The sequence below is a fragment of the Micromonospora sp. NPDC048063 genome, from assembly GCF_043202855.1.
GTDB lineage: Bacteria > Actinomycetota > Actinomycetes > Mycobacteriales > Micromonosporaceae > Micromonospora.
Genome location: NZ_JBIDBG010000002.1, coordinates 484,012 through 506,463 on the forward strand (window position 1 = coordinate 484,012; position 22,452 = coordinate 506,463).

Here is a 22,452-nt window from a genome sequence, read left to right on the forward strand (position 1 = left end):
AAGTGCCTCCTTACGCTCCGCCTCATGGTCACAGAAGATGTCTCTGGTAACAAACCGTGCACCTAGGAGGCGTCCGTGTCCACCCGTACCGCCGAATCCCGCTGGCCGGCGCTGCTCGTGCTCTGCGCCGGCAGCCTGATGATCATCCTGGACGGCAGCATCGTCGCGGTGGCGCTGCCCGCCATCCAGCGGGACCTGGGCTTCACCGCGACCGGCCTGGCCTGGGTGGTCAACGCGTACCTCGTCGCCTTCGGCGGGCTGCTGCTCCTCGCCGGACGCCTCGGCGACCTGCTCGGCCGGCGGGCGGTCTTCCTGGCCGGCGTCGCGCTGTTCACCGTGGCCTCGCTGTTCTGCGCGGTGGCGACCGGCCCGGAGGCGCTGGGCGTGGCCCGCTTCCTCCAGGGCGTCGGCGGGGCGCTCACCATGGCGGTGAGTCTCGGCATGATCGTCCGGCTCTTCCCGGAGCCCGCCGAGCGGGCACGCGCGATCGCGGTCTTCAGCTTCACCGGAGCCGCCGGGGCGTCGATCGGCATGCTGGCCGGGGGCGTGCTCACCGACCTGGCCGGCTGGCCCGCCATCTTCGCGGTCAACCTGCCGATCGGGCTGCTGATCCTGCTGGCCGCCGTACGCCTGCTCGACGCCGACCGCGGCATCGGCCTGCGCGCCGGCCTGGACCTGCTCGGCGCGGCGCTGGTCACCGGGGGCCTGATGCTCGCCGTGCTGGCGATCGTCGGCACCGGCGAGCACGGCTGGGCCTCGGCCCGGACGCTCGGCGCCGCCGCGCTCGCGGTGGCCCTGCTCGTGGCGTTCGGGCTGCGGCAGCGGTCGACCGGGACCCCGCTGCTGCCGCCGCGGGTGCTGCGCACCCCCGACCTGGTCGCCGCCAACGTCGTGCAGTTCCTCATGGTCGCCGCGTTCTTCGGCTTCCAGTTCCTCCTCGCGCTGGAACTCCAGCTCGTCCTGGATCTCGACCCGACGGCCACCGGGCTGGCCTTCCTGCCCACGCCGGTGACGATCGCGGTGGTCTCGCTCGGCCTCGCGGGCCGGCTGATCGCCCGGTACGGCGCGCGGGCGCTGCTGGTCACCGGGCTCGCGCTGGCGGTGGCCGCGTTCCTGCTGCTCGCCCGGCTCCCGGTCGACGGCGGCTACCTGCCCGACGTGCTCCCGTCGATGCTCCTCTTCGGCGTCGCCGGCGGGCTCGCCCTGCCGGCGGTCACCACGCTGGCGATGGCCGGCGCCGACCCGGCCGACGCCGGGCTGGCCTCCGGGCTGGTCAACACCACCCAGCAGGTCGGCGGCGCGCTCGGGCTGGCCGTGCTCGCCACGCTGGCCGCCAGCCGCGCCGACGGCCTGCGGAACGTCGGCTGGGCCGAGGCCGAAGCGCTCGCCGCCGGCTACCGGACCGCGTTCACCGTGGCCGCCGCCCTCGTCGCGGCCGCCCTCCTGGTCGCCGTGGCCACCCTCCGCCCCCGGCCCGCCCCGGCCGCCGAGCTGGCCCCGGCCGCCGCCCCGGCCCCGGCCCGCCGGTCGGCCGCCTGACCGGCGACGACGGCGTGCGCGACGAGAAGCAGGCCGGACCGGGGCGGAAGCGCCAGACCGAGCCGAAGGAGCCAGCCCACGGCCTCTTCCTCGCGTCGACGATCTTGCACTTACGGCCCTTGAGATGCGTGACCTGTCCCCATTTGTGGGGGCAGGAAGTGCAAGATCGCGCACCACGGGAGCGGCGGCGATCCGCTCGTCGGGGGAGGGCACAACGTCGTGTCCGGTTGACCGTCGGTCGCCGGGCCGGGAAGGTGGTCGGATGAGTCGTGCTGACGAGACCCGGGACGGGGTGTCGCTGACCAACCTCGACCAGCCGCTGTCCGACGGCGACGACGCGACCAAGCGGGACCTGGTCGACTACCTCGACGCCGTCCACGAGCGGATCCTGCCGCCGCTGCGCGGCCGGCCGCTGTCGGTGATCCGGGTCCGACCCGGGCAGCCGGCGTTCATGCAGAAGAACCTGCCGAAGTACACCCCGGACTGGGTACGCCGCACCTCCGTCTGGGCCGAGGCGTCCCACCGCGAGGTCTCGTACGCGCTCTGCGACGACCGGCGCACCCTGCTCTGGTTCGCCAACCAGCGCGCCGTGGAGTACCACCCCACCCTGGCCACGGTGGACGACCTGCACCGCCCGACCCACCTGGTGCTCGACCTCGACCCGCCCGAGGGGGACTCGTTCGGGCTGGCGGTGGCCGCCGCCCTGCTGGTCCGGCAGGCGCTCGCCGACGCCGGGCTCACCGGCGCGGTCAAGACCAGCGGTGCCAAGGGCGTGCACGTCTTCGTGCCGGTCGCGGCGGGCGCCGCCGTGGAGGACATGGCCGCCGCCACCCGGGCGATCGCCGCCCGCGCCGAACGGCTGGACCCGGCGCTGGCCACCACCGCCTTCATCCGGGAGGACCGGGGCGGCAAGGTGTTCGTGGACTCGACGCGGGCCGGCGGGGCGACCGTGGTGGCCGCCTACAGCCCGCGGCTGCGGCCGGGCGTGCCGGTGTCCTTCCCGGTGGACTGGACCGACCTGGGCGACGTCGCTCCGGCGGACTTCACGATCCGCACCGTCCCGGCGCTGGTCGCCGACCGCGACCCGTGGGCCGAGCGGATGCCCGCGCCGCAGCAGCTCCCGGCGGACCTGGTCGCGGAGGGGCACACCATCCCGATCGCGCGGGTGCAGGCCATGCACGAGGGCAAGCGCCGGGCCCGCGCCCGCCGCGCCGCCGGCTGACGTACGCGCCGCACCGCCGGTGACCGCCGGCCGGCCGAAGCTCCGTCGCCGGCCGGAGCCCGGCGGCGGCTGGAGCCCGGCGGGCCGGCCGGAGGTTCGTCGCCGGCCGGAACCCGGCGGCCGGCTGGAGGTGTCGTCGGCGTGGCGCTACCGCTCGCCGGGTCGGACGAGCCCGCTCTCGTAGGCGATCACGACGAGCTGGGACCGGTCGCGGGCGTGCAGCTTGGCGAGCAGGCGACTGACGTAGGTGCGGGCGGTGTCCGGGCTGAGGTGCAGGGCGGCGCCGATCTCCGCGTTGGACCGCCCGGCGCCGACCTGGGCGAGGACGTCGCGTTCCCGCTCGGTGAGCCCGGCGAGCCGGGTGCCGTCGGGCACGGGGGAGCGGGCGGCGGCGGCGAGGACCCGGCGGGTGACGGCGGGCGACAGCAGCGCGTCCCCGCCGGCCACGGTGCGTACGGCGGCGCGCAGGGCGTCGGGCGCGGTGTCCTTGAGCAGGAACCCGGCCGCCCCGGCGCGGATGGCGTCGAAGAGGTAGTCGTCGTCGTCGAAGGTGGTCAGCATGACCACCTGGACGTCGGCGAGGCCGGGGTCGGTCAGGATGCGCCGGGTGGCCTCGATGCCGTCGGTGCCCGGCATGCGGACATCCATGAGGACGACGTGCGGCCGGTAGGCCCGGACGGCGGCCAGGCCGGCGGCGCCGTCGGTGGCCTCGGCGACGACGGTGATGTCCGGGTCGCGTTCGAGCAACGCGCGGAGCCCGGCGCGGATGAGGTGCTGGTCGTCGACGAGGACGACGCGGAGGGTCGTCACGGCCGGGGCCCGGACAGCGGCAGTCGGACGGACACCCGGAAGCCGCCCGTCCCGGCGGTGCCGGTGTGGATGGTCCCGCCGAGCAGGGCGACCCGCTCGGACATCCCGCGCAGCCCCTGGCTCCCGCCGTCCTGTGCCTGGCTCCCGCCGTCCTCACCGGGCGGCGCGGCGGCGCCCCGGCCGTCGTCGACGACCTCCAACGCCAGGTGGGAGCCGGTCGCCCGGACGGCGACGTCGACCCTCGTGGCCCGCGCGTGTCGCAGCGCGTTGGTCAACGCCTCCTGCACGACCCGGTAGGCGGTCGTGCCCACGACCGCCGGCAGCGCGCCGACGTCCCCGTCGACGCGCAGGTCGACGGCGAGCCCGCTGCGGCGGACGCCCTCCGCCAGGGCGGTGAGCTGGTCGACCCCCGGTGGTGGCCGGCGGACGCCGGCGTCGCCGCGCAGGGTGCCCAGCGTCGCGCGCAGCTCGGCCATCGCGCTGCCGCCCGCCGAACGGATCGCCGCCAGCGCCGCGTCCACCCGCTCCGGTGCCCGGTCGGCGAGCGCCTCCTGCGCCACCGCCGACTGGAGCGTGACCACGGACATCGTGTGCCCGAGGGTGTCGTGCACCTCCCTGGCGATGCGCAGCCGCTCGGCCTCGACCTGCCGGGCGGCCTCCCGCCGCCGCTCCTCGGCGGCCGCGACCACCTGCCGCGCCAGCTCGGACCGCAGCGAGCGCCGGTGACGGACGGCGTCGCCGAGGGCGACGACGGCCAGCATCAGCGCCGCCTCGGACCCGAGGCCGAAGCCCAGGACGATGCCGGCGTCGTCGCCCTCGGCCAGCCGCGACGCCACCGACGCGGCCAGCAACGCCCCGCCGACCACCGCCGCCCACAGCGCCCGGCCCCGCTCCGCCGCCGCGTACAGGACGGCGGCGGCCGGCGCGGCCAGGCCGATCGGCGGCAGGTCCAGCGTGTAGTACGCCGTGATGCCGAGCGCGGTCGCCAGCAGCGCCGGCACGGGCCAGGCCCGGGCGACCAGCAGCAGGGCCCCGAAGCCGGCCGCGAATCCGTACGCCGCCGGGGCGCCCGGGGCGTCGCCGGTGGCCACGGCCGCCGCGACCAGGCAGAAGGTGGCCAGGCCGAGCAGGGCGTCGGTGCGGGTGGGGCGGAATACCGGCACGCCACGAGCGTAGGACCAACCGGGCGCCGGCGCTGTCGCCCAGGCGCGTCCGTCAGCGGCTGTCGGCTACGTCCGGAAGCGACCTCGACCGCGCGGGTGGGCGACCGGGCGGCGTCGGCGCACGTCCGGAAGCGACCCGGGTTCGCGCTCCTGGGCGGCAGACCGGCGACGGCGGCCGGCCTAGCGTCGACGACGACCAGGCGTACGGCGTCGGAACGGCGCGACGGATCGGCAGGAGGACTCATGACCCGCAACAGGCTGACCTGGGCGGTGCTCGTCGCTCTCGTGTGGACGGCGATGATGTCGTTCGGCGGCGTCGCCGCCGAGACCGTGATGCTCTACCCGAACATCTTCGGCGACCCGCCGGCGTCGCTGGACCGGGCCCGCGAGTTCCTGGTGGCGGGCGGCCCGAGTGACTACTTCCCGCCGCTCGGCGCCACCGTCGTCCTCACGTCCCTCGCCGCGACGGTGCTCACCTGGCGTGACCGCCGGCTGCGCTGGTGGATCGTCGGCGCGGCAGCGGTGTTCGTCGCCTGCGAGTTCCTGTTCTCCGTGTTCTTCTTCTGGCCGCGCAACGAGATCATGTTCGTCGACCCGGTCGGCACGCACTCCCCGGAGTACCTGCGCCAGGTCGCCGCGGAGTTCGTCGCCGGGCACCGGGTGCGTCTTCTGGGCGGTGCGGTGACCGCCGTGCTGGCGTTCACCGCGCTGCTGCGCTGGGCCCGGTCCACCGCGCCACGGACCTGACGGAGACGGACAACGGGGCGGACGCGTCTGCGTCCGCCCCGTGCGTGTTGGGCGAACGCCAGGGCCAACATGGCCGGCACCCGGGATCGGCGCCTTCCGGCTCCGCGAGCCGAGGCGGGCGATGACGGTCGACGCCGGCACATGTTCGGCACAGGGGCTTCCCACCCGACGGGCGCGCTGCCCTATGGCGACGATGATCCAATAGGTAGTCTCTCGCTCATGGTCGCGCTGCCCCGCGCCTCGCGTTCATGGCGACCCCGCGCCGCAGCCGCCTTCGCCGTCGCGTCATGCCTCGCGGTCGCCCTTCGATGAGCCGCCGTGCGGACGATCGAGGTGGCCCGAGGCGTTTGCCGCGTAGACGCCCCGCGCTCGGTGGACCCGTGGACGTTGTTGGCCGCGCTGCGGCCCATCGGTTAAACGGGAACGGATGCACATTGAGAGGGTTTAGTGATTAAGGCTGGTTCGAAGGTCCTGGCTCTGATTGTTGGTGCGCTCGTCATTCCGTTGAGCCTGATCGGATGCACGGAGAGCGAAGGATCCGACGGGCGGACGGAGATTGTCGAAATCGAGAACACCGCACAGGTCTTCGGCAGGCAGGGTGAGGCGGTGACCGTCAAGAGGCACTACATGATCCTGAACCCACCGAAAGATCTCACGGAGTTGAAAGAACTGGTCGAGGGCTACAGCAAGGATCACCCGATTGACGGAGAAGTCGAGGCGACACCAGGTCGGAACAGGGTTTTCGACGTGTCCTTCTACAGGGAGAGCGAGGATCTGCCGAGAGGCTGGCAGCCTGATGAAGGCTACCTGAACACGGATCGACTCGAACATCACAAGAACGATCTGGTTGCATCTGTCTCCTGGTCGGATGTCGATCCGAAAAAGAACTACGATGTTTATGAGAAGAGCAAGAAGGGCAAAATCGTGAAGCGGATGCGCTTCATCGAGGATCAGCTTGTCGAGTGATGCTGGGATCTGAGGCGGGTATGTGGCCGCAGCCGTTGCCGTCGTTCCTGCGGCCGGCCTCGCTGTGCTCGTCGAATGGGCTGCCGTCAAGACTGTGGCAGCGGACAGGAGAGGTGAGCCGGTAGCCGGCACGAACGCCTATCTCCTGACTGGCATCGAGGCGATGAGGCATGCCGTCACGGCATACTTGGCGTAGTGAGAATTGGCGAAGGCCCCTTAGCGTGACCAGGTCGTCAGTAGGCTTTGCTTGTGAACGACCTGCGGGTGTCCGATCGTGATCGGGAAGCTGTTGTGGCTCGGCTCGGTGCCGCTGCCAGCGAGGGGCGACTGACCCTCGCCGAGTTGACTGATCGGTCAGGGCAGGCCTATGCCGCGAGGACCTACAGCGAGTTGGCGGCCCTGGTCGCCGACCTGCCGCCGGCGGAGCGCGACAACCGAAGCCTGGTCGTCGATTACACAGGCCTGGCCCTATCGCTCTTGGCGCTGGCCGGGGGCGTGGTCTGGATGCCGCTGTTTCCGCACCTTGATTTCGGTGCCCTTCTCGGAGCCACCGGCGTCGTGTTCGGCCTGTTCGCGATTCGTGCAAGCACTCACGCTCTTTGCCGCGCGGTGGCAGTCTTGGGGCTTGTCGGCGGCTCGTTCGGCGTTGCCCTGCAAATCGCCTGGATTGCTGTCAACGCGCTGGAGTACGTGAAGGACTTGCTCTTGTAATGCGTAGGTCGTGCTGGGCGCGGGCCGCCGTCCTCACGCCCGAGGTGCAAGCCTCGCCCCTGCACGAACCCGCACGACCCGCGGCACGCCGCCGTGTCGAGGTGGCTCAACGGGGGAGTGCCGCCGACCCAGGTAGCCGAGTGGGCCGGGCGATCCGGCGGGGTGCTGTTGAGGATCTACGCCAGGTGTCTGGACGGCGGTGACGCCGCTCGCCGGCAGCGCATCGAGAGCGCTTTGCCACGACTGACCCGCGCCGAAACTTCGGCACGTATGTGGCACGGACGCCCGCTACGTGCCGCTGACGGCCCCGGACACCGCCGCACACATGATGAAGGCCCTTGACCGGGTTTTGCCTGGTCAAGGGCCTTCTCGTGCTGGTCGGCTCTGGTGCCCCCGGCAGGATTCGAACCTGCGCCCCCGCCTCCGGAGGGCGGTGCTCTATCCCCTGAGCTACGGGGGCTCAGCGACTTGAGAAGACTAGCAAACGCCTCCCCGGAACGCCGAATCGGTATCGGATGATCGAGCCCGTGTCGCCGAGCCAGGCCGCGGGCGGCCCGGAACGCCTGGTCGGCCCGCTGGTTGACCGGCGCGGGCTGGTCGGCCCGGTCGGGCTGGTCGGCCCGGTCAGGCTGGTCAGCCCGGTCAGCCCGGCCGAGCCCGGTCAGGCGGCGACGGCGCGGCCGCAGCTGGGCAGCGGGTGCAGCACGATGCGGCGGGGCAGCCGGCGGGGCCACTCGCTGCGGGGCCAGGAGCCGTCGACGATCAGGTGCACCGTCCGCTGCTCCGCGCCGCTGAGCCGCAGCACGAAGTCGCGGGGGAGCGGCGGGTCGACCGACGGCGTGGTGATCATGAAGCGCACCCGGCCGCGGGACGAGACGGCGGAGATGACGTCCGCCGCCGGCATGGTGCCGCGCAGGCGTACCCGGCCGATCCAGTAGACCTCGGCGAGGTGCTCCTGCGCGGCCCGGGTGATGGCCGGGTACTCGCTGCGCACCCAGCGCTCCACCGCGCCCACGCAGAGCCCGCAGGCCCGCTCCCGGGGCTCCCGCGGGCCCAACCCCCAGGCCCGCAGGTACGCCCCGACCGCGCCGGCGTCCATCGGCAGCTCGAAGCGGCGCTGGATGAGGGTGTGCAGGCTCTGCCGCGTCCACAGCTCCTCGTCCAGGCCCAGCGCGTCGGGGTAGACGCCCCGCAGGACGTCGATCAGTTCGAGTTCCTGTTCACGGCTGAGCGTTCCCGGCTCGCCCTGCCGCTGTCCGCGACGGACGGCTGCCACCGCCCCGTCACCGCCGATGGTGTGGCGTCGGCACCAGCTGGTGACCGAACGCCGTGCGTCTCTCAGTGCAACCCCCACGTCTTGCGCAACGAGCCCGAATCGCAACTGGTCACGATATGTGTGGAGAAAACTCCCTTAGCGAGGCAATCGGTCGGACCGGCCACTAGTTCACGTACGCTGACAAACCGGGCACAGGCCCCGGCGAGAACGGCGAGAGGCCCGGGTCGGCCGGGGTCAACCGGCGCGACGCGGACCTCTCGACGGATGAGCGGTGCGGCGGGGGCGGGTCAGCCGCCCAGGCGCTTCAGCGCGTTCTGCAGGTTGGTCAGGTCCTTGCGCTGGGTGTTCTTCATCGTCTGGGCCGTCCGGACGACGTCAGGCTCGTCGCTGGCGTCGAGCACGCCGTCGATCATGTGGATGCCGCCCAGGTGGTGCTTGATCATCATTTGCAGGAACAGGACGTCCAGTTCCCGGCCGTCGGCCGCGCGCAGCTTCGCCATCTCCTCGGGGGTGGCCATGCCCGGCATCAGCCCGTTCTTGACCAGGCCGGCGCCGTCGGACATCCAGGACATCGACGGCTCGCTGCCCGCCGGGTCGAGCCCCCACGAGCGCAGCCACGCCTGCATGATGCCGAGCTCGCCCTGCTGGGCGGTGGCGATGTCGCCGCCGATGCTGCGGACCTCCGGGTCCGTGCCCCGGTCGAAGGCGATCAGGCCCATTTCCACCGCCTGCGCGTGGTGGGTCGTCATGTCCCGGGCGAAGCCCGCCTCCGCCGAGGTCTCGCCCGGCCGGGTGAGCCGGGGCGTCAGCAGGCCGCCGGCGTACCCGAGGAGCAGCCCGACCACGACGGCGAGAGCCAGCGCGGCCGTGCCCCAGCGGCGCGCGGACGGCCGCCGCTCCTCCGGAGCGGGGCTGGCCGGCTCGGCGGTATCGATCATGGTCGGGGTGCTCATCGCTCTCCTCAGCCCATCTGGTTGCCGTCGCGCGGCGTGGTGCCGGTGGCGGTGATGCCCTGGCTGCACAGCGCGGTCGGGCCCTCGATCGAGGCGTTGACCCGCAGCGCCTTGATGAAGTCGTCGATCCGGCTGTCGTCGGCGTTGTCGACCTTGAGCTGGTAGCCCCAGGCCTGCAGGGAGATCGGCTTGTCCAGCCCCTCGAACGGGCTGAGCATCATCTTCTCCTTGCCCTGCACCTTCTCGGTCAGCTTCGCCACCTGGTCGGCGGGCAGGCCGGGACGGTAGGTGATCCAGATCGTGCCGTGCTCCAGGCTGTGCACCGCGTGCTCGTTGGCGACCGGGGCGTCGTAGACGTCACCCATGCAGTTCTGCCAGGCCGCGTTGTGCGGGCCGGCCACCGGCGGCAGGACCGAGTAGGTGATCGGGCCGGTCTGGTGGTTGCCGCCCGCGACGAGGTCCTTGTCCTTCTCGCGGAAGTTGACGATGCCCTGGATGTCGGCCGCCCGGTCCTCCCAGGGCTTGGAGCCCTGGAACGACGCCCAGGCGCCGTAGCCGATGATCGACACGGCGAGCACGCCCACGGCGACGAAGAGCGCGATGGGGCCCCAGGAGCGGCCCTGGCTCACCTTCACCGGGGTGACCGGCTTGCGGCCCTTGCCCCCGGCGCCCGGGCGGGGACCCGTCGGCTTGCCGGACCCGGCCTTGTTGCCGGACCCGGTCTTGGCGCTGCCGGACCCGGCCTTGTCGGCGCCCGCAGCCGGCCGGCCCGCCGCCGGCTTCTTGCCGGTGCTGACCACGGTCGGACGGCGCTCGGGGCCGCCACCAGGTGTGCTGATGCTCATCGTGCCTCGTCAGGTCGGTCGGTCAGGGGATCCGGCGGGCCGGTTTCACACTCTGGGTCGCCGCCGCGGGTGCCGAGTCTACCCCCGATAACATGGATCGGTGACTCCCGCAGAACTCGCCGAGGTCGTCCTCTCCGCAGCCCACGCCGTCTTCACCGAGCGGGGCCTGGACCGCTCCGCCCTGCCGGACTCCACGGCGGTGGAGCGACCTCGCAACCCCGAGCACGGCGACTACGCCTCGACGCTGGCGCTCCAGCTCAGCAAGAAGGTGGGCGTCCCGCCGCGCGAGCTGGCCACCGCCCTCGCCGAGCAGCTCGGGCGGGCGCCGGGGGTCAAGTCGGTGGAGATCGCCGGCCCGGGCTTCCTCAACATCCGGCTCGACGCGGCCGCCGCCGGCCAGCTCGCCCGGACGATCGTCGAGGCCGGCGAGGAGTACGGCCGCAGCGAGCGGCTCGCCGGCCAGCGGATCAACCTGGAGTTCGTCTCGGCGAACCCGACCGGCCCGGTGCACATCGGCGGCGTCCGCTGGGCGGCCGTCGGCGACGCGCTCAGCCGCCTGCTGCGCGCCACCGGCGCCGATGTCGGCACGGAATACTATTTCAACGATGCCGGCTCCCAGATCGACCGGTTCGCCCGTTCCCTGCTCGCCGCCGCGAAGGGCGAGCCGGCCCCCGAGGACGGCTACGCCGGGGCGTACATCACCGAGATCGCCGACGCCGTCCGCGGCGCCCGGCCGGACGTGCTGGAGCTGGACGACGCCGCCGCCCAGGAGGTCTTCCGGGTCGAGGGCGTGCAGCTCATGTTCGCCGAGATCAAGTCCTCGCTGCGCGGCTTCGGGGTGGAGTTCGACACCTACTTCAACGAGAAGGACCTGCACGACCGGGGCGAGCTGGACCTCGCCCTCGAGCGGCTGCGCGCACAGGGCCGGGTGTTCGAGAGCGACGGCGCGACCTGGCTGCGCACCACCGACTTCGGCGACGACAAGGACCGGGTGCTGCGCAAGTCCAACGGCGAGTGGACGTACTTCGCCGCCGACTGTGCCTACTACCTCGACAAGCGCGAGCGCGGCTTCGAGCGGGTCGTGATCATGCTGGGCGCCGACCACCACGGCTACATCGGCCGGATGAAGGCGATGGCCGCGTGCTTCGGCGACGACCCGGAGCGCAACCTGGAGATCCTGATCGGCCAGATGGTCAACCTGGTCCGCGACGGCGCCCCGGTCCGGATGAGTAAGCGGGCCGGCACCGTGGTGACCCTGGAGGACCTGGTCGACGCGATCGGCGTCGACGCTTCCCGCTACGCGCTGGCCCGCTACTCCAGCGACTCCCCGATCGACATCGACGTCGAGCTGTGGACCCGGGCCACCCGCGACAACCCGGTCTACTACGTCCAGTACGTGGCGGCCCGGACGGCCAGCGTGGGCCGCAACGCGGCCGAGGTGGGGCTGACCCGGGGCGACGCCGAGGCGTTCCGCCCCGAGCTGCTCGGGCACGAGAAGGAGAACGAGCTGCTCAAGGCGCTCGCCGAGTTCCCCGCCGTGGTCGCCACGGCGGCCGAGCTGCGGGGGCCGCACCGGGTGGCGCGCTACCTGGAGGAGCTGGCCGGGGCCTACCACCGGTTCTACGACGAGTGCCGGATCCTGCCGCGCGGCGACGAGGAGGCCACCGACCTGCACCGCGCCCGGCTCTGGCTGAACGACGCCACCCGCACCGTGATCGCCAACGGGCTGCGCCTGCTGGGCGTCTCCGCCCCCGAGAGGATGTGACATGCGAGCGCATGAGGCCGGTGCCCTGCACGGGGACATCGGCAGCCGGGGGCCGGCGTGGCTGCGTACGCCGGTCGACGTCAACGCGCTGGTGCCGGCGCTCTGGCCGCGCAACGTGACGCGTGGCGGCGACGGGGTGCTCACCGTGGCCGGGCTCGGCGTCGGCGACCTCGCGGCCGAGTTCGGCACGGCGGTGTACGTGCTCGACGAGGACGACCTTCGCTCGCGCTGCCGCGACTTCCGCACCGCCTTCGACGGCGTCGACGTCTACTACGCGGGCAAGGCGTTCCTCTGCCGCGCCGTGGTTCGGATGATCGCCGAGGAGGGCCTGCACCTCGACGTGTGCACCGGTGGTGAGCTGGCCACCGCGCTGTCGGCCGGGATGCCGCCCGAGCGGATCGGCTTCCACGGCAACAACAAGTCGGTCGGCGAGCTGGCCCGGGCGCTGGACGCCGGGGTCGGGCGGATCATCCTCGACTCGTTCCACGAGATCGACCGGCTCACCGCGCTGGCCCGGGAGCGGGGCGTCCGACCGAAGGTGATGATCCGCGTCACCGTCGGCGTCGAGGCGCACACCCACGAGTTCATCGCCACCGCGCACGAGGACCAGAAGTTCGGCTTCTCCCTCGCGGGCGGGGCGGCGGCCGAGGCGGCCTTCCGCGTGCTCGACGAGGGCGTGCTGGAGCTGCGCGGCCTGCACTCGCACATCGGCTCGCAGATCTTCGACGCCAGTGGCTTCGAGGTCTCCGCCCGTCGGGTGCTCGGCCTCCAGGCGCAGATCCGCGACGCGCGCGGGGTGGAGTTGCCCGAGCTGGACCTCGGCGGCGGCTTCGGTATCGCGTACACGACCCAGGACGACCCGGCCGCGCCGCAGGACCTGGCGAAGCGGATGCGCCGGATCGTCGAGTCCGAGTGCGCCGCCGAGCGGCTGGCGGTGCCGCACCTGTCGATCGAGCCGGGCCGGGCGATCGTCGGGCCGGCCGTGTTCACCCTCTACGAGGTCGGCACGGTCAAGGACGTCGACGGGATCCGGACGTACGTGAGCGTGGACGGGGGGATGAGCGACAACATCCGCACCGCGCTCTACGACGCGTCCTACTCCGCGACGCTGGCCTCCCGGGCGTCGGCCGCCGAGCCGATGCTCGCCCGCGTGGTGGGAAAGCATTGTGAGTCCGGGGACATCGTGGTGAAGGATGAATTCCTGCCCGCCGACGTGCAGCCCGGAGATCTTGTCGCGGTGCCCGGCACCGGCGCCTACTGCCGGAGCATGGCCAGCAACTACAACCACGTGCCCCGGCCCCCCGTGGTCGCGGTGCGGGCCGGCCGGGCACGTCTGATCGTCCGGCGGGAAACCGAAGAGGACCTGCTCGCATTGGATGTGGGATGACGTCACCTGTGCGCCTGGCGCTGCTCGGCTGCGGCACGGTCGGTAGCGAGGTGGTCCGGTTGCTGCACGAGCAGTCGGCCGACCTCGCCGCCCGGATCGGCGCCCCGCTGGAGATCGCCGGCATTGCCGTACGCCGTCTCGGCCGCGACCGGGGCGACCTCCCGGTCGACCCCGCGCTGTTCACCACCGACCCGCTCGGGCTGATCAAGCGCGACGACGTCGACGTGGTGGTCGAGGTGGTCGGCGGCATCGAACCGGCGCGGAGCTGGCTCGTCGAGGCGCTGCGGGCCGGCAAGAGCGTGGTCACCGCCAACAAGGCACTGCTCGCCGAGGACGGCGCGGCCCTGCACGACGCGGCGGCCGAGGGCGGCGGCGACCTCTACTACGAGGCGTCCGTCGCCGGGGCGATCCCGCTGCTGCGCCCGCTGCGGGAGTCGCTGCACGGGGACCGGATCAACCGGGTCACCGGCATCGTCAACGGCACCACCAACTTCATCCTCTCCGCCATGGACGCCACCGGCGCCGGCTTCGCGGAGGCGCTGGAGGAGGCCACCGAGCTGGGGTACGCCGAGGCCGACCCGACCGCCGACGTGGAGGGCTTCGACGCGGCGGCCAAGGCGGCCATCCTCGCCTCGCTGGCGTTCCACACCCGGGTGGGCGCGGCCGACGTGCACCGGGAGGGCATCACCGAGGTCACCGCCGCCGACGTGGCCAGCGCCAAGGCGATGGGCTGCACCATCAAGCTGCTCTGCATCGCCGCCCGGGGCGCCGACGCCGCCGGCCGGGAGACGGTCAGCGTGCGGGTGCACCCGGCGATGATCCCGCTGACCCACCCGCTGGCCGGCGTCGGCGACGCGTTCAACGCGGTCTTCGTCGAGGCCGAGGCGGCCGGGCAGCTGATGTTCTACGGGCGGGGCGCCGGTGGTGCGCCGACCGCCAGCGCGGTCCTCGGCGACGTGGTGGCGGTCTCCCGCAACCGGCTCGCCGGGGTGCGCTCGGCCAGCGAGTCCGCGTACGCCGACCTGCCGGTCCGGCCGATGGGGGAGGCGCTCACCCGCTACCACATCAGCCTGGACGTGGCGGACCGGCCGGGCGTGCTGGAGGCGGTGGCCGGCGTCTTCGCCCGGCACGACGTCTCGATCGCCACCGTGCGGCAGGGCCCGGCGGGCGGCGACGCGGCCGGCCGGGGCGAGGACGCGGACCTGGTCATCGTCACCCACGTGGCCCCGGACGCGGCGCTCGCCGCCACCGTCGGCGAGCTGCGCGGGCTGGAGATCGTCCGGTCGGTGGCGAGCGTTTTGCGGGTCGAGGGCGGGGCGTGACGGCGTTCGCGTCTCGTCAGGTGGTTAACGACGGGTGCGCCGCGGGCGGGCCGGGCAGGCTGGTCCACGCTGACGGTGCCCCCGGCCCAGTGGGGCGATAGAGCGAGGAGAGCGACATGTGGCGGGGTCTGATCGACGCGTACCGGGACCGGCTGCCGGTCACCGACGCCACGCCCGTCGTGACCCTGCACGAGGGGAACACCCCGCTGCTGCCCGCGCCGGTGCTCTCCGCCCGGCTCGGCTGCGACGTCCACCTGAAGGTGGAGGGGGCCAACCCCACCGGCTCGTTCAAGGACCGGGGCATGACGCTCGCGGTCTCCAAGGCGGTCGAGGCCGGCAACAAGGCGATCATCTGCGCCTCCACCGGTAACACCAGCGCGTCCGCGGCGGCGTACGCGGCCCGCGCCGGCCTGACCTGCGCCGTGCTCGTGCCGCAGGGCAAGATTGCGCTGGGCAAGCTGGCCCAGGCACTGGTGCACGGCGCGAAGCTGCTCCAGGTGCAGGGCAACTTCGACGACTGCCTGTCGCTGGCGGCGAAGCTCGCCCAGGACTACCCGGTCGCCCTGGTCAACTCGGTCAACATCGACCGGCTGCACGGCCAGAAGACGGCCGCGTTCGAGATCGTCGAGGCGCTCGGCGACGCCCCCGACATCCACTGCCTGCCGGTCGGCAACGCCGGCAACGTCTCCGCCTACTGGATGGGCTACTCGGAGGAGCTGCGGGACGGCAACGCCACCCGGGCCCCGAAGATGTACGGCTTCCAGGCGGCCGGCGCGGCGCCGATCGTCACCGGCCAGGTGGTCCGCGAGCCGTCCACGATCGCCACCGCGATCCGGATCGGCAACCCGGCGAGCTGGACCAGGGCGCTGGACGCCCGGGACTCCTCCGGCGGCCTGATCGCCGCCGTCACCGACCGGGAGATCCTGGCCGCGTACCGGCTGCTGGCCCGCGAGGTCGGGGTCTTCGTCGAGCTGGGCAGCGCGGCCAGCGTGGCCGGCCTGCTCCAGCAGGCCGCCGCCGGCAGGATCCCGGCCGGCTCGACGGTCGTCTGCACGGTCACCGGGCACGGCCTGAAGGACCCGGAGTGGGCCATCTCCACCGCTCCCGCTCCGATCACCATCGCCAACGACCCGCTGGCCGCCGCCCGCTCGCTCGACCTGGCCTGAACCACGCCTGGTCCCGCCCGTCCTGTGGGCGGGACCGGGAGCGGGGGCGGCCGGTGCGCGCCGCAGCGGGTGCGGGAGACTTGTTGCGCCCCGCAACCGTCCTCTCTCCAGGAGTGAGTCACGCCGATGTCGGTGCTCGCCAGATTCAGCCTCGCCAATCGAGGGCTGATCGCCCTCATCGCGGTGGTGACCACGGCGTTCGGAGCGTTCGCCGTGCCGTCGCTGAAGCAGCAACTCCTGCCGTCGCTGGAGTTCCCGGCCGCGTTCATCGTGGCGGCGTACCCGGGCGCCGGCCCGGAGGTCGTCGAGTCGCAGGTCACCGAGCCGATCGAGAACAGCCTCCAGGGCATCCCCGGCCTGGACAGGGTCACCTCGACCTCGCGCGAGGGCTCGACGACCATCCAGGTGCAGTACGAGTTCGGCACCGACCTGGACGACGTGGTCAACAAGATGGAGACCGCGCTCAACCGGATCGACACGCAGCTGCCGGAGGGGGTCGACCCGCAGGTCATCGCCGGCAGCACGGACGACCTGCCCGCCGTGGTGCTCGCCGCGTCCGGCGGCGCCGACCAGCGCGCCCTCGCGGAGAAGCTGCGCGGCGCGGTCGTGCCGGAGCTGGAGGCGATCGAGGGGGTCCGGTCGGTCGACGTGACCGGTGCCCGGGACGACGTCGTGGTGGTCACCCCGAATCCGGCGAAGCTGGCCGCGACGAAGCTCCAGCCGGCCGCGATCGGCGCCGCGCTGAAGACCAACGGCGTGACGGTGCCGGCCGGCGCGGTGGCCGACGGCACCCGGGCGCTGCCGGTGCAGGTGGGGACCCCGCTCGCCACGCTGGACGACCTGCGCGGCATCGTCGTCGCGCCGGCGGCGGGGAAGGCCGCCCCGGTCCGCCTCGGCGACGTGGCCACCGTCGAACAGCAGGCCGCCCCGGCCACCGCGCTCACCCGGACCAACGGCAGGGACAGCCTCGGCATCGCCGTCACCGCGGCCCCCGACGGCAACGCGGTGGAGATCTCCCACGAGATCCGGGACCGGCTGGCCGAGCTGCGGGAGGCCTCCGGCGCCGAGCTGACCGTGGTCTTCGACCAGGCGCCGTTCGTCGAGAAGTCGATCGAGAGCCTGACCACCGAGGGCCTGCTGGGCCTGGTCATGGCCGTCATCGTCATCCTGGTCTTCCTGCTGTCGATCCGCTCCACCGTGGTCACCGCGGTCTCCATCCCGCTCTCGGTGGTGGTCGCCCTGATCGCGCTCTGGGTCGGCGACTACTCGCTGAACCTGCTCACCCTCGGCGCGCTCACCATCGCGGTCGGCCGGGTGGTCGACGACTCGATCGTCGTGCTGGAGAACATCAAGCGACACCTGGAGTACGGCGAGCCGAAGCGCGAGGCGATCCTCGCCGCCGTCCGCGAGGTGGCCGGCGCGGTGACCGCGTCCACCCTCACCACGGTGGCCGTCTTCGCGCCGATCGCGCTGGTGGGCGGCTTCGTCGGGCAGCTGTTCGCGCCGTTCGCGATCACGGTCACCGTGGCCCTGCTCGCCTCGCTGCTGGTCTCGCTGACCGTCATCCCGGTGCTCGCGTACTGGTTCCTCAAGCCCTCCGGCGGCACGGTGGACGACGCCGCGGTGCGCCGGGCGGCGGAGGAGAAGGAGCTGCGCAGCCCGTTGCAGCGGGCGTACCTGCCGGTGATCGGGTTCGCCACCCGCAAGCGGGCCACCCGCTGGATCACCCTGGGGCTCGGCGTGCTCGTGCTGTTCGGCACGTTCGGCCTGTCCCGTCAGCTGGAGACCAACTTCATCGACGACTCCGGCCAGGACACGCTGAGCATGACGCAGGAGCTGCCGGCGGGCACCGGGCTGGCCGGCACCGACGCGGCGGCGCGCCAGATCGAGGCGGTGTTGGAGCGGACCGACGGCATCGAGACGTACCAGGTGACGGCGGGCGGTGGGGACAACCCGTTCGCGGGCGGCGGCAACAACGTCGCCACCTGGTCGCTGGCCCTCGGTGGCGAGACCGACGCCAAGGAGATGCGGGAGGTCCTGCGCCGGGAGATCGACGCGCTCGGCGCGGCCGTCGGCGAGGTCAGTTTCGGGGCCGGGCAGGGCGGGGCCGCCGCCAACCAGTTGGAGGTGGTCGTCCAGGCCACCGACCCGGAGGCGCTGAACCGGGCAGCGGAGGAGGTCCGGGCGGCGATGGCCGGGGTGGCGGGCGTGGCGGACGTCTCCACCAGCCTCGCCACCCGGGTGCCGCGCGTCGACGTCACCGTCGACCGGGTCGCCGCCGGCCGGGCCGGGCTCACCGAGGCCGCCGTCGGCCAGTTGGTGGCGCAGGCGTTCCGGGGCGCGCCGTTGGGCCAGGTGACCCTGGACGGCGGGCAGCGGGACGTGGTGCTGCGGTTCGCGGGCAAGGTGCCGGTCTCCGTCGAGGAGCTGCGCGCGCTGCCGGTGGGGCCGGTGAAGCTGGACGACATCGCCGACGTCACCGTGGCCGAGGGGCCGCAGCAGGTGACCCGGATCGAGGGTGAGCGCAGCGTCTCGGTGACCGGTACGGCCACCGGCTCCAACCTCGGCGCCACCACCCAGGAGCTGCAGAAGAAGCTGGACGCCATCGACGTTCCGGGGGCGACCTTCGCCATCGGCGGCGTCAGCGCCGACCAGGAGGAGGCGTTTGCCGACCTGGGCCTGGCCGTGCTCGCGGCCATCGCGATCGTCTTCCTGATCATGGTGGCGACGTTCCGCAGCCTGACCCAGGCGCTGATCCTGCTGATCTCCATCCCGTTCGCGGCGACCGGCGCGATCGGCCTGCTGTTGGCCACCGGCACCCCGCTGGGCGTGCCGGCGCTGATCGGCGTGCTCATGCTGGTCGGCATCGTGGTGACCAACGCGATCGTGCTGCTCGACCTGATCAACCAGTACCGGGCGCAGGGCATGGGGGTCCGGGAGGCGGTGGTCGAGGGCGGCCGGCGCCGGCTGCGGCCGATCCTGATGACCGCGGTCGCCACCATCTTCGCGCTGCTGCCGATGGCGTTCGGCCTCACCGGGGAGGGCGGCTTCATCTCCAAGCCGCTGGCGATCGTGGTGATCGGTGGTCTGCTCAGCTCGACGCTGCTCACCCTGATCCTGGTGCCGACGCTCTACACGATGGTGGAGCACACCAAGGAGAGCATCCGCTCCTGGCGGGCGCGCCGGTCCGGCGGCGCGACTCCGGCGGCCCCCGCCGCCCCCGCCGCCGGCGTCCGGGACGCCGGGACGGAGCGGGCCGGCGAGCCGGTTTCGGTGCCCGCGGCGCCGTCGGCCGGCGCGGAGGGGGCCGCCCGGCCGGCGCCGTCGGCTGCGCTGGTGGACGGCACGGACCAGTTCGAGGTGCTGCGGCTGCCGAAGAGCCGCAGGTCGCCGCTGCCACCGGCCGAGTAGCGCCCGTACGTCCGTGGACGCCCCCGGCCGGTTCCGCCCGCCGGGGGCGTCCGCGTTCGGTCAGGTACCCGCCGGACGCCGTGGCGCGCCGGCCGCTGCCCGGTAGGGTCCGGACGTGCCGTCCACCTTCTCGGTCCTCGCCCGCAACCGGAACTTCCGCAACCTCGTCCTGGCCGAGCTGGTGGTCTTCGGCGCCGACTGGTTCGTCATGGTGCCGCTGCTGGTGCTCCTGCCGGACCTGACCGGCAGCGGCGTGTGGGGGGCCCTGGTGCTCGCCGTGGACACCGGCATCGTGGCGCTGCTGCTGCCCTACACGGGCACGGTCGCCGACCGGTTCGACCGGCGCAAGATCATGATCGCGGCCAACGTCGCGGCCCTGTTCGGCGTGCTCCTGCTGCTCGGGGTGCGCAGCGCCGGCACGGCCTGGCTGGCGATGGTCGGGATCGGCGTGGTGGCGGTGGCCAAGGCGTTCTACTCCCCGGCGGCGCAGGCCGCCCTGCCCAACGTCCTCGACCCCGACGAGCTGGCCGCGGGCAACGCCGTCGCCGGGTCGGCCTGGGGCACGATGACCATCGTCGGCGCCTCGCTCGGTGGCGTGCTCAGCGCCGCCGTCGGCCCGTACGCCTGCTTCTGGGTGGGGGTGGTCGGCCTGGCGGCCGCGGCGGGCCTGGCCACGCTGATCCGCCGGCCGTTGCAGGCCCCGCGCGACGCCGGGCGACCGGCGCAGCAGACCTGGGCGGCGATCCGCGAGGCGCTGGGCTACATCGGGCACCGGCCGAGGGTGCTGGGGCTGGTCACCGTGAAGAGCGCGGTCGGCCTGGGCAACGGCGTGCTGACGGTCTTCCCGCTGCTCGCCGCGGTGTACGGCGTGGGGCCGGTCGGCACCGGGCTGCTCTTCGCGGTCCGCGGGGCGGGTGCGCTGGTCGGGCCGATCCTGATGCGTCGGGTGCTGAACAACCGGGCCTGGCTGCTGTCCGGGCTGGCGCTGTCCATGTCCCTCTACGGCCTGGCCTACCTCGGCATCTCGGTCGTCGACTGGTTCCCGCTGGTGCTGGCCCTGGTCTTCGTCGCCCACTTCGCCGGTGGCAGCAACTGGGTGATGTCGAACTTCGCCCTCCAGGGCGAGGTGCCCGACCGGTTGCGGGGCCGGGTCTTCGCCACCGACATGATGCTGGCGACCCTGGCCATCTCGGTCAGCCAGCTCGTGGTGGCGGCCGTGGTGGACACGGTGGACGAACGGGTGGTGCTGGCCGGGTGCGGCCTGGTCACGCTGGTCTACGCGGTCGGCTGGCGGATCGCCACCCGCCGGCTCTCCCTCACCGACCCCGTCGCGGAGCCGGACCCGACCCCGGCCCGCTGACCCGCCCGCCGGTCAGCGCTGTCCCGCCCCGCCCGTGGGCGCGTCCGGCCGGGTCAGGCCGTCCCACTGTGTCGGCGCGTGACCGGGGGCCGCCGTGGGCCACCCCGGCGCGGGCTGCCCGGCTACGGTCGGCGCGGGCCCGGGGGTCGGCGCCGGCCCGGCGGGCGGCCAGCCGCCCGAGGGGGCAGCCGCCGGGCCGGTCGCCCGCCGCCCGGCGAGCACCGCCGCGATCACCAGGCCCAGCCCGAGGGGGTACGCCACGGCCATCACCACGCTGTACGCCGTGTTCACCAACTGGAACTCGCGCCACCCGAAGTCCTCGCCGTCGGAATACCCGATCCACCCGAAGTCCTCGCCGTCGGAAGATCCGAAGGTGCCGTCGATCAGGCGGGGAGCCAGCAGGACCCAGGCGAGGGTGAGCGCCGAGCTGACGAGCAGCACGCCGAGGCCGAACAGGGCCAGCAGCCGGGGCAGTCGGGGCAGCCGACGCCCCGCCGTCACGGTCAGCACGAGGCCGACCAGCAACACCAGCACCGTGGGCGCCTGCGTGGCCACCATCATCGCCACGTGTCCGAGCACGCTGCCTCCCGTCGTCGTCGGTCGGGTCAGGCTAGCGGAACGGCACCGGGCCGGATCACCCGCGCGGTGCCGCGGCGGCCCCGTCCCACCCGGCGGGCGGACGGCCGCGACGTCGGTGCGGAGCCCTAGCATGAGCCAGTGCCGACGACATTCGCCTCCGGTCCGGTCCGGGTCCGGGTTCCCGCCACCAGCGCCAACCTGGGGCCGGGCTTCGACGCCCTGGGGCTCGCCCTGGCCCTCTACGACGACGTGGCCGCCGAGGTCACGGCGGGGGGCGTCACGGTGGCCGTGACGGGGCAGGGCGCCGGGGAGCTGCCGACCGACGACCGGCACCTCGTGGTGCGCGCCATGCGGGCGACCTTCGAGGCGCTGGGCGGCCAGCCGGCGGGCCTGGCGGTGGAGTGTGTCAACCGCATCCCGCAGGCCCGGGGGCTGGGCTCCTCGTCGGCCGCGATCGTCGCCGGCGTGCTGCTCGCCCGGGCGCTGGTGACCGAAGGGGAGACCCGGCTGGACGACGCCGCCGCGCTGCGGCTCGCCGCCGGGATCGAGGGCCATCCGGACAATGTGGCGCCCTGCCTGCTCGGCGGCTTCACGCTGGCCTGGACGGAGCCGTCCGGGGCCCGGGCGGTGTCGCTGCCGGTCGCCGCCGGCGTACGGCCGACGGTCTTCGTGCCTCAGGAGCGCGGCCTGACGGCGGCGGCGCGGGCCGCCCTGCCGGCCGCCGTGCCGCATGGGGACGCGGCGCTGAACGCCGGACGCGCCGCGCTGCTGGTGCACGCGATGACCGCCGAGCCGGCGCTGCTGCTGCCGGCCACCGTCGACCGGCTGCACCAGGACTACCGCGCGGAGGGGATGCCGGGCAGTGCCGCCCTGGTCAGGGCGTTGCGTGAGGCCGGTGTGGCCGCTGTGATCAGTGGGGCCGGGCCGACTGTCCTGGCCCTGGACGGGTTGCCGGAAGGCTATGATCCGGGAACAGACTGGCAGGTCTGGCGGTTGGACCCGGACGGGCACGGAGCACGGGTTGCCCGGGGTAGACTCGGACACGCGGAGCGGGACCCTGTTGCCGCAGGTCGGAAGAGTTGATTACGCTCTAGACTTAGCACAGCCGCGAAGCATGCGATCTTCCTGCGGGTCGGCGCACCCCCGAAGCTTTCGGCGGTCAGCCCGTCACCCCTGCTTAGGCCCACGCCGCACCGCAGTCTTCACAGGTCGCCGCAGACGGCGAGACCT

At 73.3% G+C, this 22,452-nt stretch carries 18 protein-coding genes and 1 tRNA gene; 12 read left to right on the plus strand and 7 right to left on the minus strand.

Annotated features, from left to right (window positions below):
* The first annotated feature begins 75 nt into the window (after positions 1 to 75).
* On the plus strand, positions 76 to 1,539 hold the full coding sequence (locus ACGFZ2_RS07025) for an MFS transporter (RefSeq protein WP_393450949.1): 1,464 nt from the start codon (positions 76 to 78) through the stop codon (positions 1,537 to 1,539).
* A 262-nt stretch (positions 1,540 to 1,801) separates the two neighbouring features.
* Positions 1,802 to 2,761: a DNA polymerase domain-containing protein gene (locus tag ACGFZ2_RS07030; RefSeq protein WP_393450952.1), complete on the plus strand. Its 960-nt coding sequence runs from the start codon at positions 1,802 to 1,804 to the stop codon at positions 2,759 to 2,761.
* Positions 2,762 to 2,908: 147 nt separating this feature from the next.
* Here the strand turns inward: ACGFZ2_RS07030 and ACGFZ2_RS07035 are convergent, their stop codons facing one another.
* Positions 2,909 to 3,571 (minus strand): response regulator, encoded by a 663-nt coding sequence (locus ACGFZ2_RS07035; RefSeq protein ID WP_393450955.1) that lies wholly within the window; start codon positions 3,569 to 3,571, stop codon positions 2,909 to 2,911.
* Positions 3,568 to 4,734, minus strand: a complete 1,167-nt coding sequence (locus tag ACGFZ2_RS07040) for a sensor histidine kinase (RefSeq protein ID WP_393450959.1) — start codon at positions 4,732 to 4,734, stop codon at positions 3,568 to 3,570. The genes ACGFZ2_RS07035 and ACGFZ2_RS07040 overlap by 4 nt, the downstream gene beginning before the upstream one ends.
* A 243-nt stretch (positions 4,735 to 4,977) precedes the next feature.
* Here ACGFZ2_RS07040 and ACGFZ2_RS07045 point away from each other — a divergent pair, with 243 nt between their 5' ends.
* The 3 genes from ACGFZ2_RS07045 (at position 4,978) to ACGFZ2_RS07055 (ending at position 7,158) form a co-directional block, all read left to right on the plus strand.
* Positions 4,978 to 5,481 (plus strand): DUF1772 domain-containing protein, encoded by a 504-nt coding sequence (locus tag ACGFZ2_RS07045; RefSeq protein WP_393261075.1) that lies wholly within the window; start codon positions 4,978 to 4,980, stop codon positions 5,479 to 5,481.
* A 447-nt stretch (positions 5,482 to 5,928) separates the two neighbouring features.
* On the plus strand, positions 5,929 to 6,447 hold the full coding sequence (locus ACGFZ2_RS07050) for a hypothetical protein (protein ID WP_393450962.1): 519 nt from the start codon (positions 5,929 to 5,931) through the stop codon (positions 6,445 to 6,447).
* A 249-nt stretch (positions 6,448 to 6,696) separates the two neighbouring features.
* Positions 6,697 to 7,158 (plus strand): DUF1707 domain-containing protein, encoded by a 462-nt coding sequence (locus tag ACGFZ2_RS07055; RefSeq protein WP_393261070.1) that lies wholly within the window; start codon positions 6,697 to 6,699, stop codon positions 7,156 to 7,158.
* A gap of 385 nt (positions 7,159 to 7,543) precedes the next feature.
* Here the strand turns inward: ACGFZ2_RS07055 and ACGFZ2_RS07060 are convergent.
* The 4 genes from ACGFZ2_RS07060 to ACGFZ2_RS07075 all read right to left on the minus strand — a co-directional run bounded on the left by ACGFZ2_RS07060 (position 7,544) and on the right by ACGFZ2_RS07075 (position 10,232).
* Positions 7,544 to 7,618 (minus strand) — tRNA-Arg (locus tag ACGFZ2_RS07060).
* Positions 7,619 to 7,819: 201 nt separating this feature from the next.
* Positions 7,820 to 8,512, minus strand: coding sequence for a winged helix-turn-helix domain-containing protein (locus ACGFZ2_RS07065; protein WP_393261068.1), 693 nt, complete (start codon positions 8,510 to 8,512; stop codon positions 7,820 to 7,822).
* A 209-nt stretch (positions 8,513 to 8,721) separates the two neighbouring features.
* The gene (locus ACGFZ2_RS07070; RefSeq protein WP_393451455.1) at positions 8,722 to 9,372 is read right to left on the minus strand and encodes a DUF305 domain-containing protein; all 651 of its coding nucleotides are present in this window, start codon (positions 9,370 to 9,372) and stop codon (positions 8,722 to 8,724) included.
* 23 nt (positions 9,373 to 9,395) lie between these two features.
* Positions 9,396 to 10,232, minus strand: a complete 837-nt coding sequence (locus ACGFZ2_RS07075; RefSeq protein WP_393450965.1) for a DUF3105 domain-containing protein — start codon at positions 10,230 to 10,232, stop codon at positions 9,396 to 9,398.
* Positions 10,233 to 10,332: 100 nt separating this feature from the next.
* Here ACGFZ2_RS07075 and argS point away from each other — a divergent pair, with 100 nt between their 5' ends.
* From argS to ACGFZ2_RS07105, 6 genes are all read left to right on the plus strand, one after another.
* Positions 10,333 to 11,997, plus strand: a complete 1,665-nt coding sequence (gene argS / locus ACGFZ2_RS07080; RefSeq protein WP_393450968.1) for an arginine--tRNA ligase — start codon at positions 10,333 to 10,335, stop codon at positions 11,995 to 11,997.
* Between the two features lies 1 nt (position 11,998).
* Positions 11,999 to 13,384: a diaminopimelate decarboxylase gene (lysA, locus tag ACGFZ2_RS07085; RefSeq protein ID WP_393261061.1), complete on the plus strand. Its 1,386-nt coding sequence runs from the start codon at positions 11,999 to 12,001 to the stop codon at positions 13,382 to 13,384.
* A gap of 8 nt (positions 13,385 to 13,392) precedes the next feature.
* Positions 13,393 to 14,706 (plus strand): homoserine dehydrogenase, encoded by a 1,314-nt coding sequence (locus ACGFZ2_RS07090; RefSeq protein ID WP_393261661.1) that lies wholly within the window; start codon positions 13,393 to 13,395, stop codon positions 14,704 to 14,706.
* 116 nt (positions 14,707 to 14,822) lie between these two features.
* The gene (thrC, locus tag ACGFZ2_RS07095) at positions 14,823 to 15,872 is read left to right on the plus strand and encodes a threonine synthase (protein WP_393261058.1); all 1,050 of its coding nucleotides are present in this window, start codon (positions 14,823 to 14,825) and stop codon (positions 15,870 to 15,872) included.
* A 126-nt stretch (positions 15,873 to 15,998) separates the two neighbouring features.
* Positions 15,999 to 19,283 carry an efflux RND transporter permease subunit gene (locus ACGFZ2_RS07100; RefSeq protein ID WP_393261056.1) on the plus strand — a complete coding sequence of 1,095 codons (3,285 nt, stop codon included), beginning with the start codon at positions 15,999 to 16,001 and terminating at the stop codon, positions 19,281 to 19,283.
* 115 nt (positions 19,284 to 19,398) lie between these two features.
* Positions 19,399 to 20,643 (plus strand): MFS transporter, encoded by a 1,245-nt coding sequence (locus ACGFZ2_RS07105; protein WP_350703628.1) that lies wholly within the window; start codon positions 19,399 to 19,401, stop codon positions 20,641 to 20,643.
* Between the two features lie 12 nt (positions 20,644 to 20,655).
* Here the strand turns inward: ACGFZ2_RS07105 and ACGFZ2_RS07110 are convergent, their stop codons facing one another.
* The gene (locus ACGFZ2_RS07110) at positions 20,656 to 21,222 is read right to left on the minus strand and encodes a hypothetical protein (RefSeq protein WP_393450971.1); all 567 of its coding nucleotides are present in this window, start codon (positions 21,220 to 21,222) and stop codon (positions 20,656 to 20,658) included.
* A gap of 138 nt (positions 21,223 to 21,360) precedes the next feature.
* Between ACGFZ2_RS07110 and thrB the strand changes: the two genes are divergently transcribed.
* Complete coding sequence (gene thrB, locus ACGFZ2_RS07115; RefSeq protein ID WP_393261051.1) at positions 21,361 to 22,305, plus strand: homoserine kinase; 945 nt, start codon at positions 21,361 to 21,363, stop codon at positions 22,303 to 22,305.
* The last annotated feature ends 147 nt before the right edge of the window (positions 22,306 to 22,452 follow it).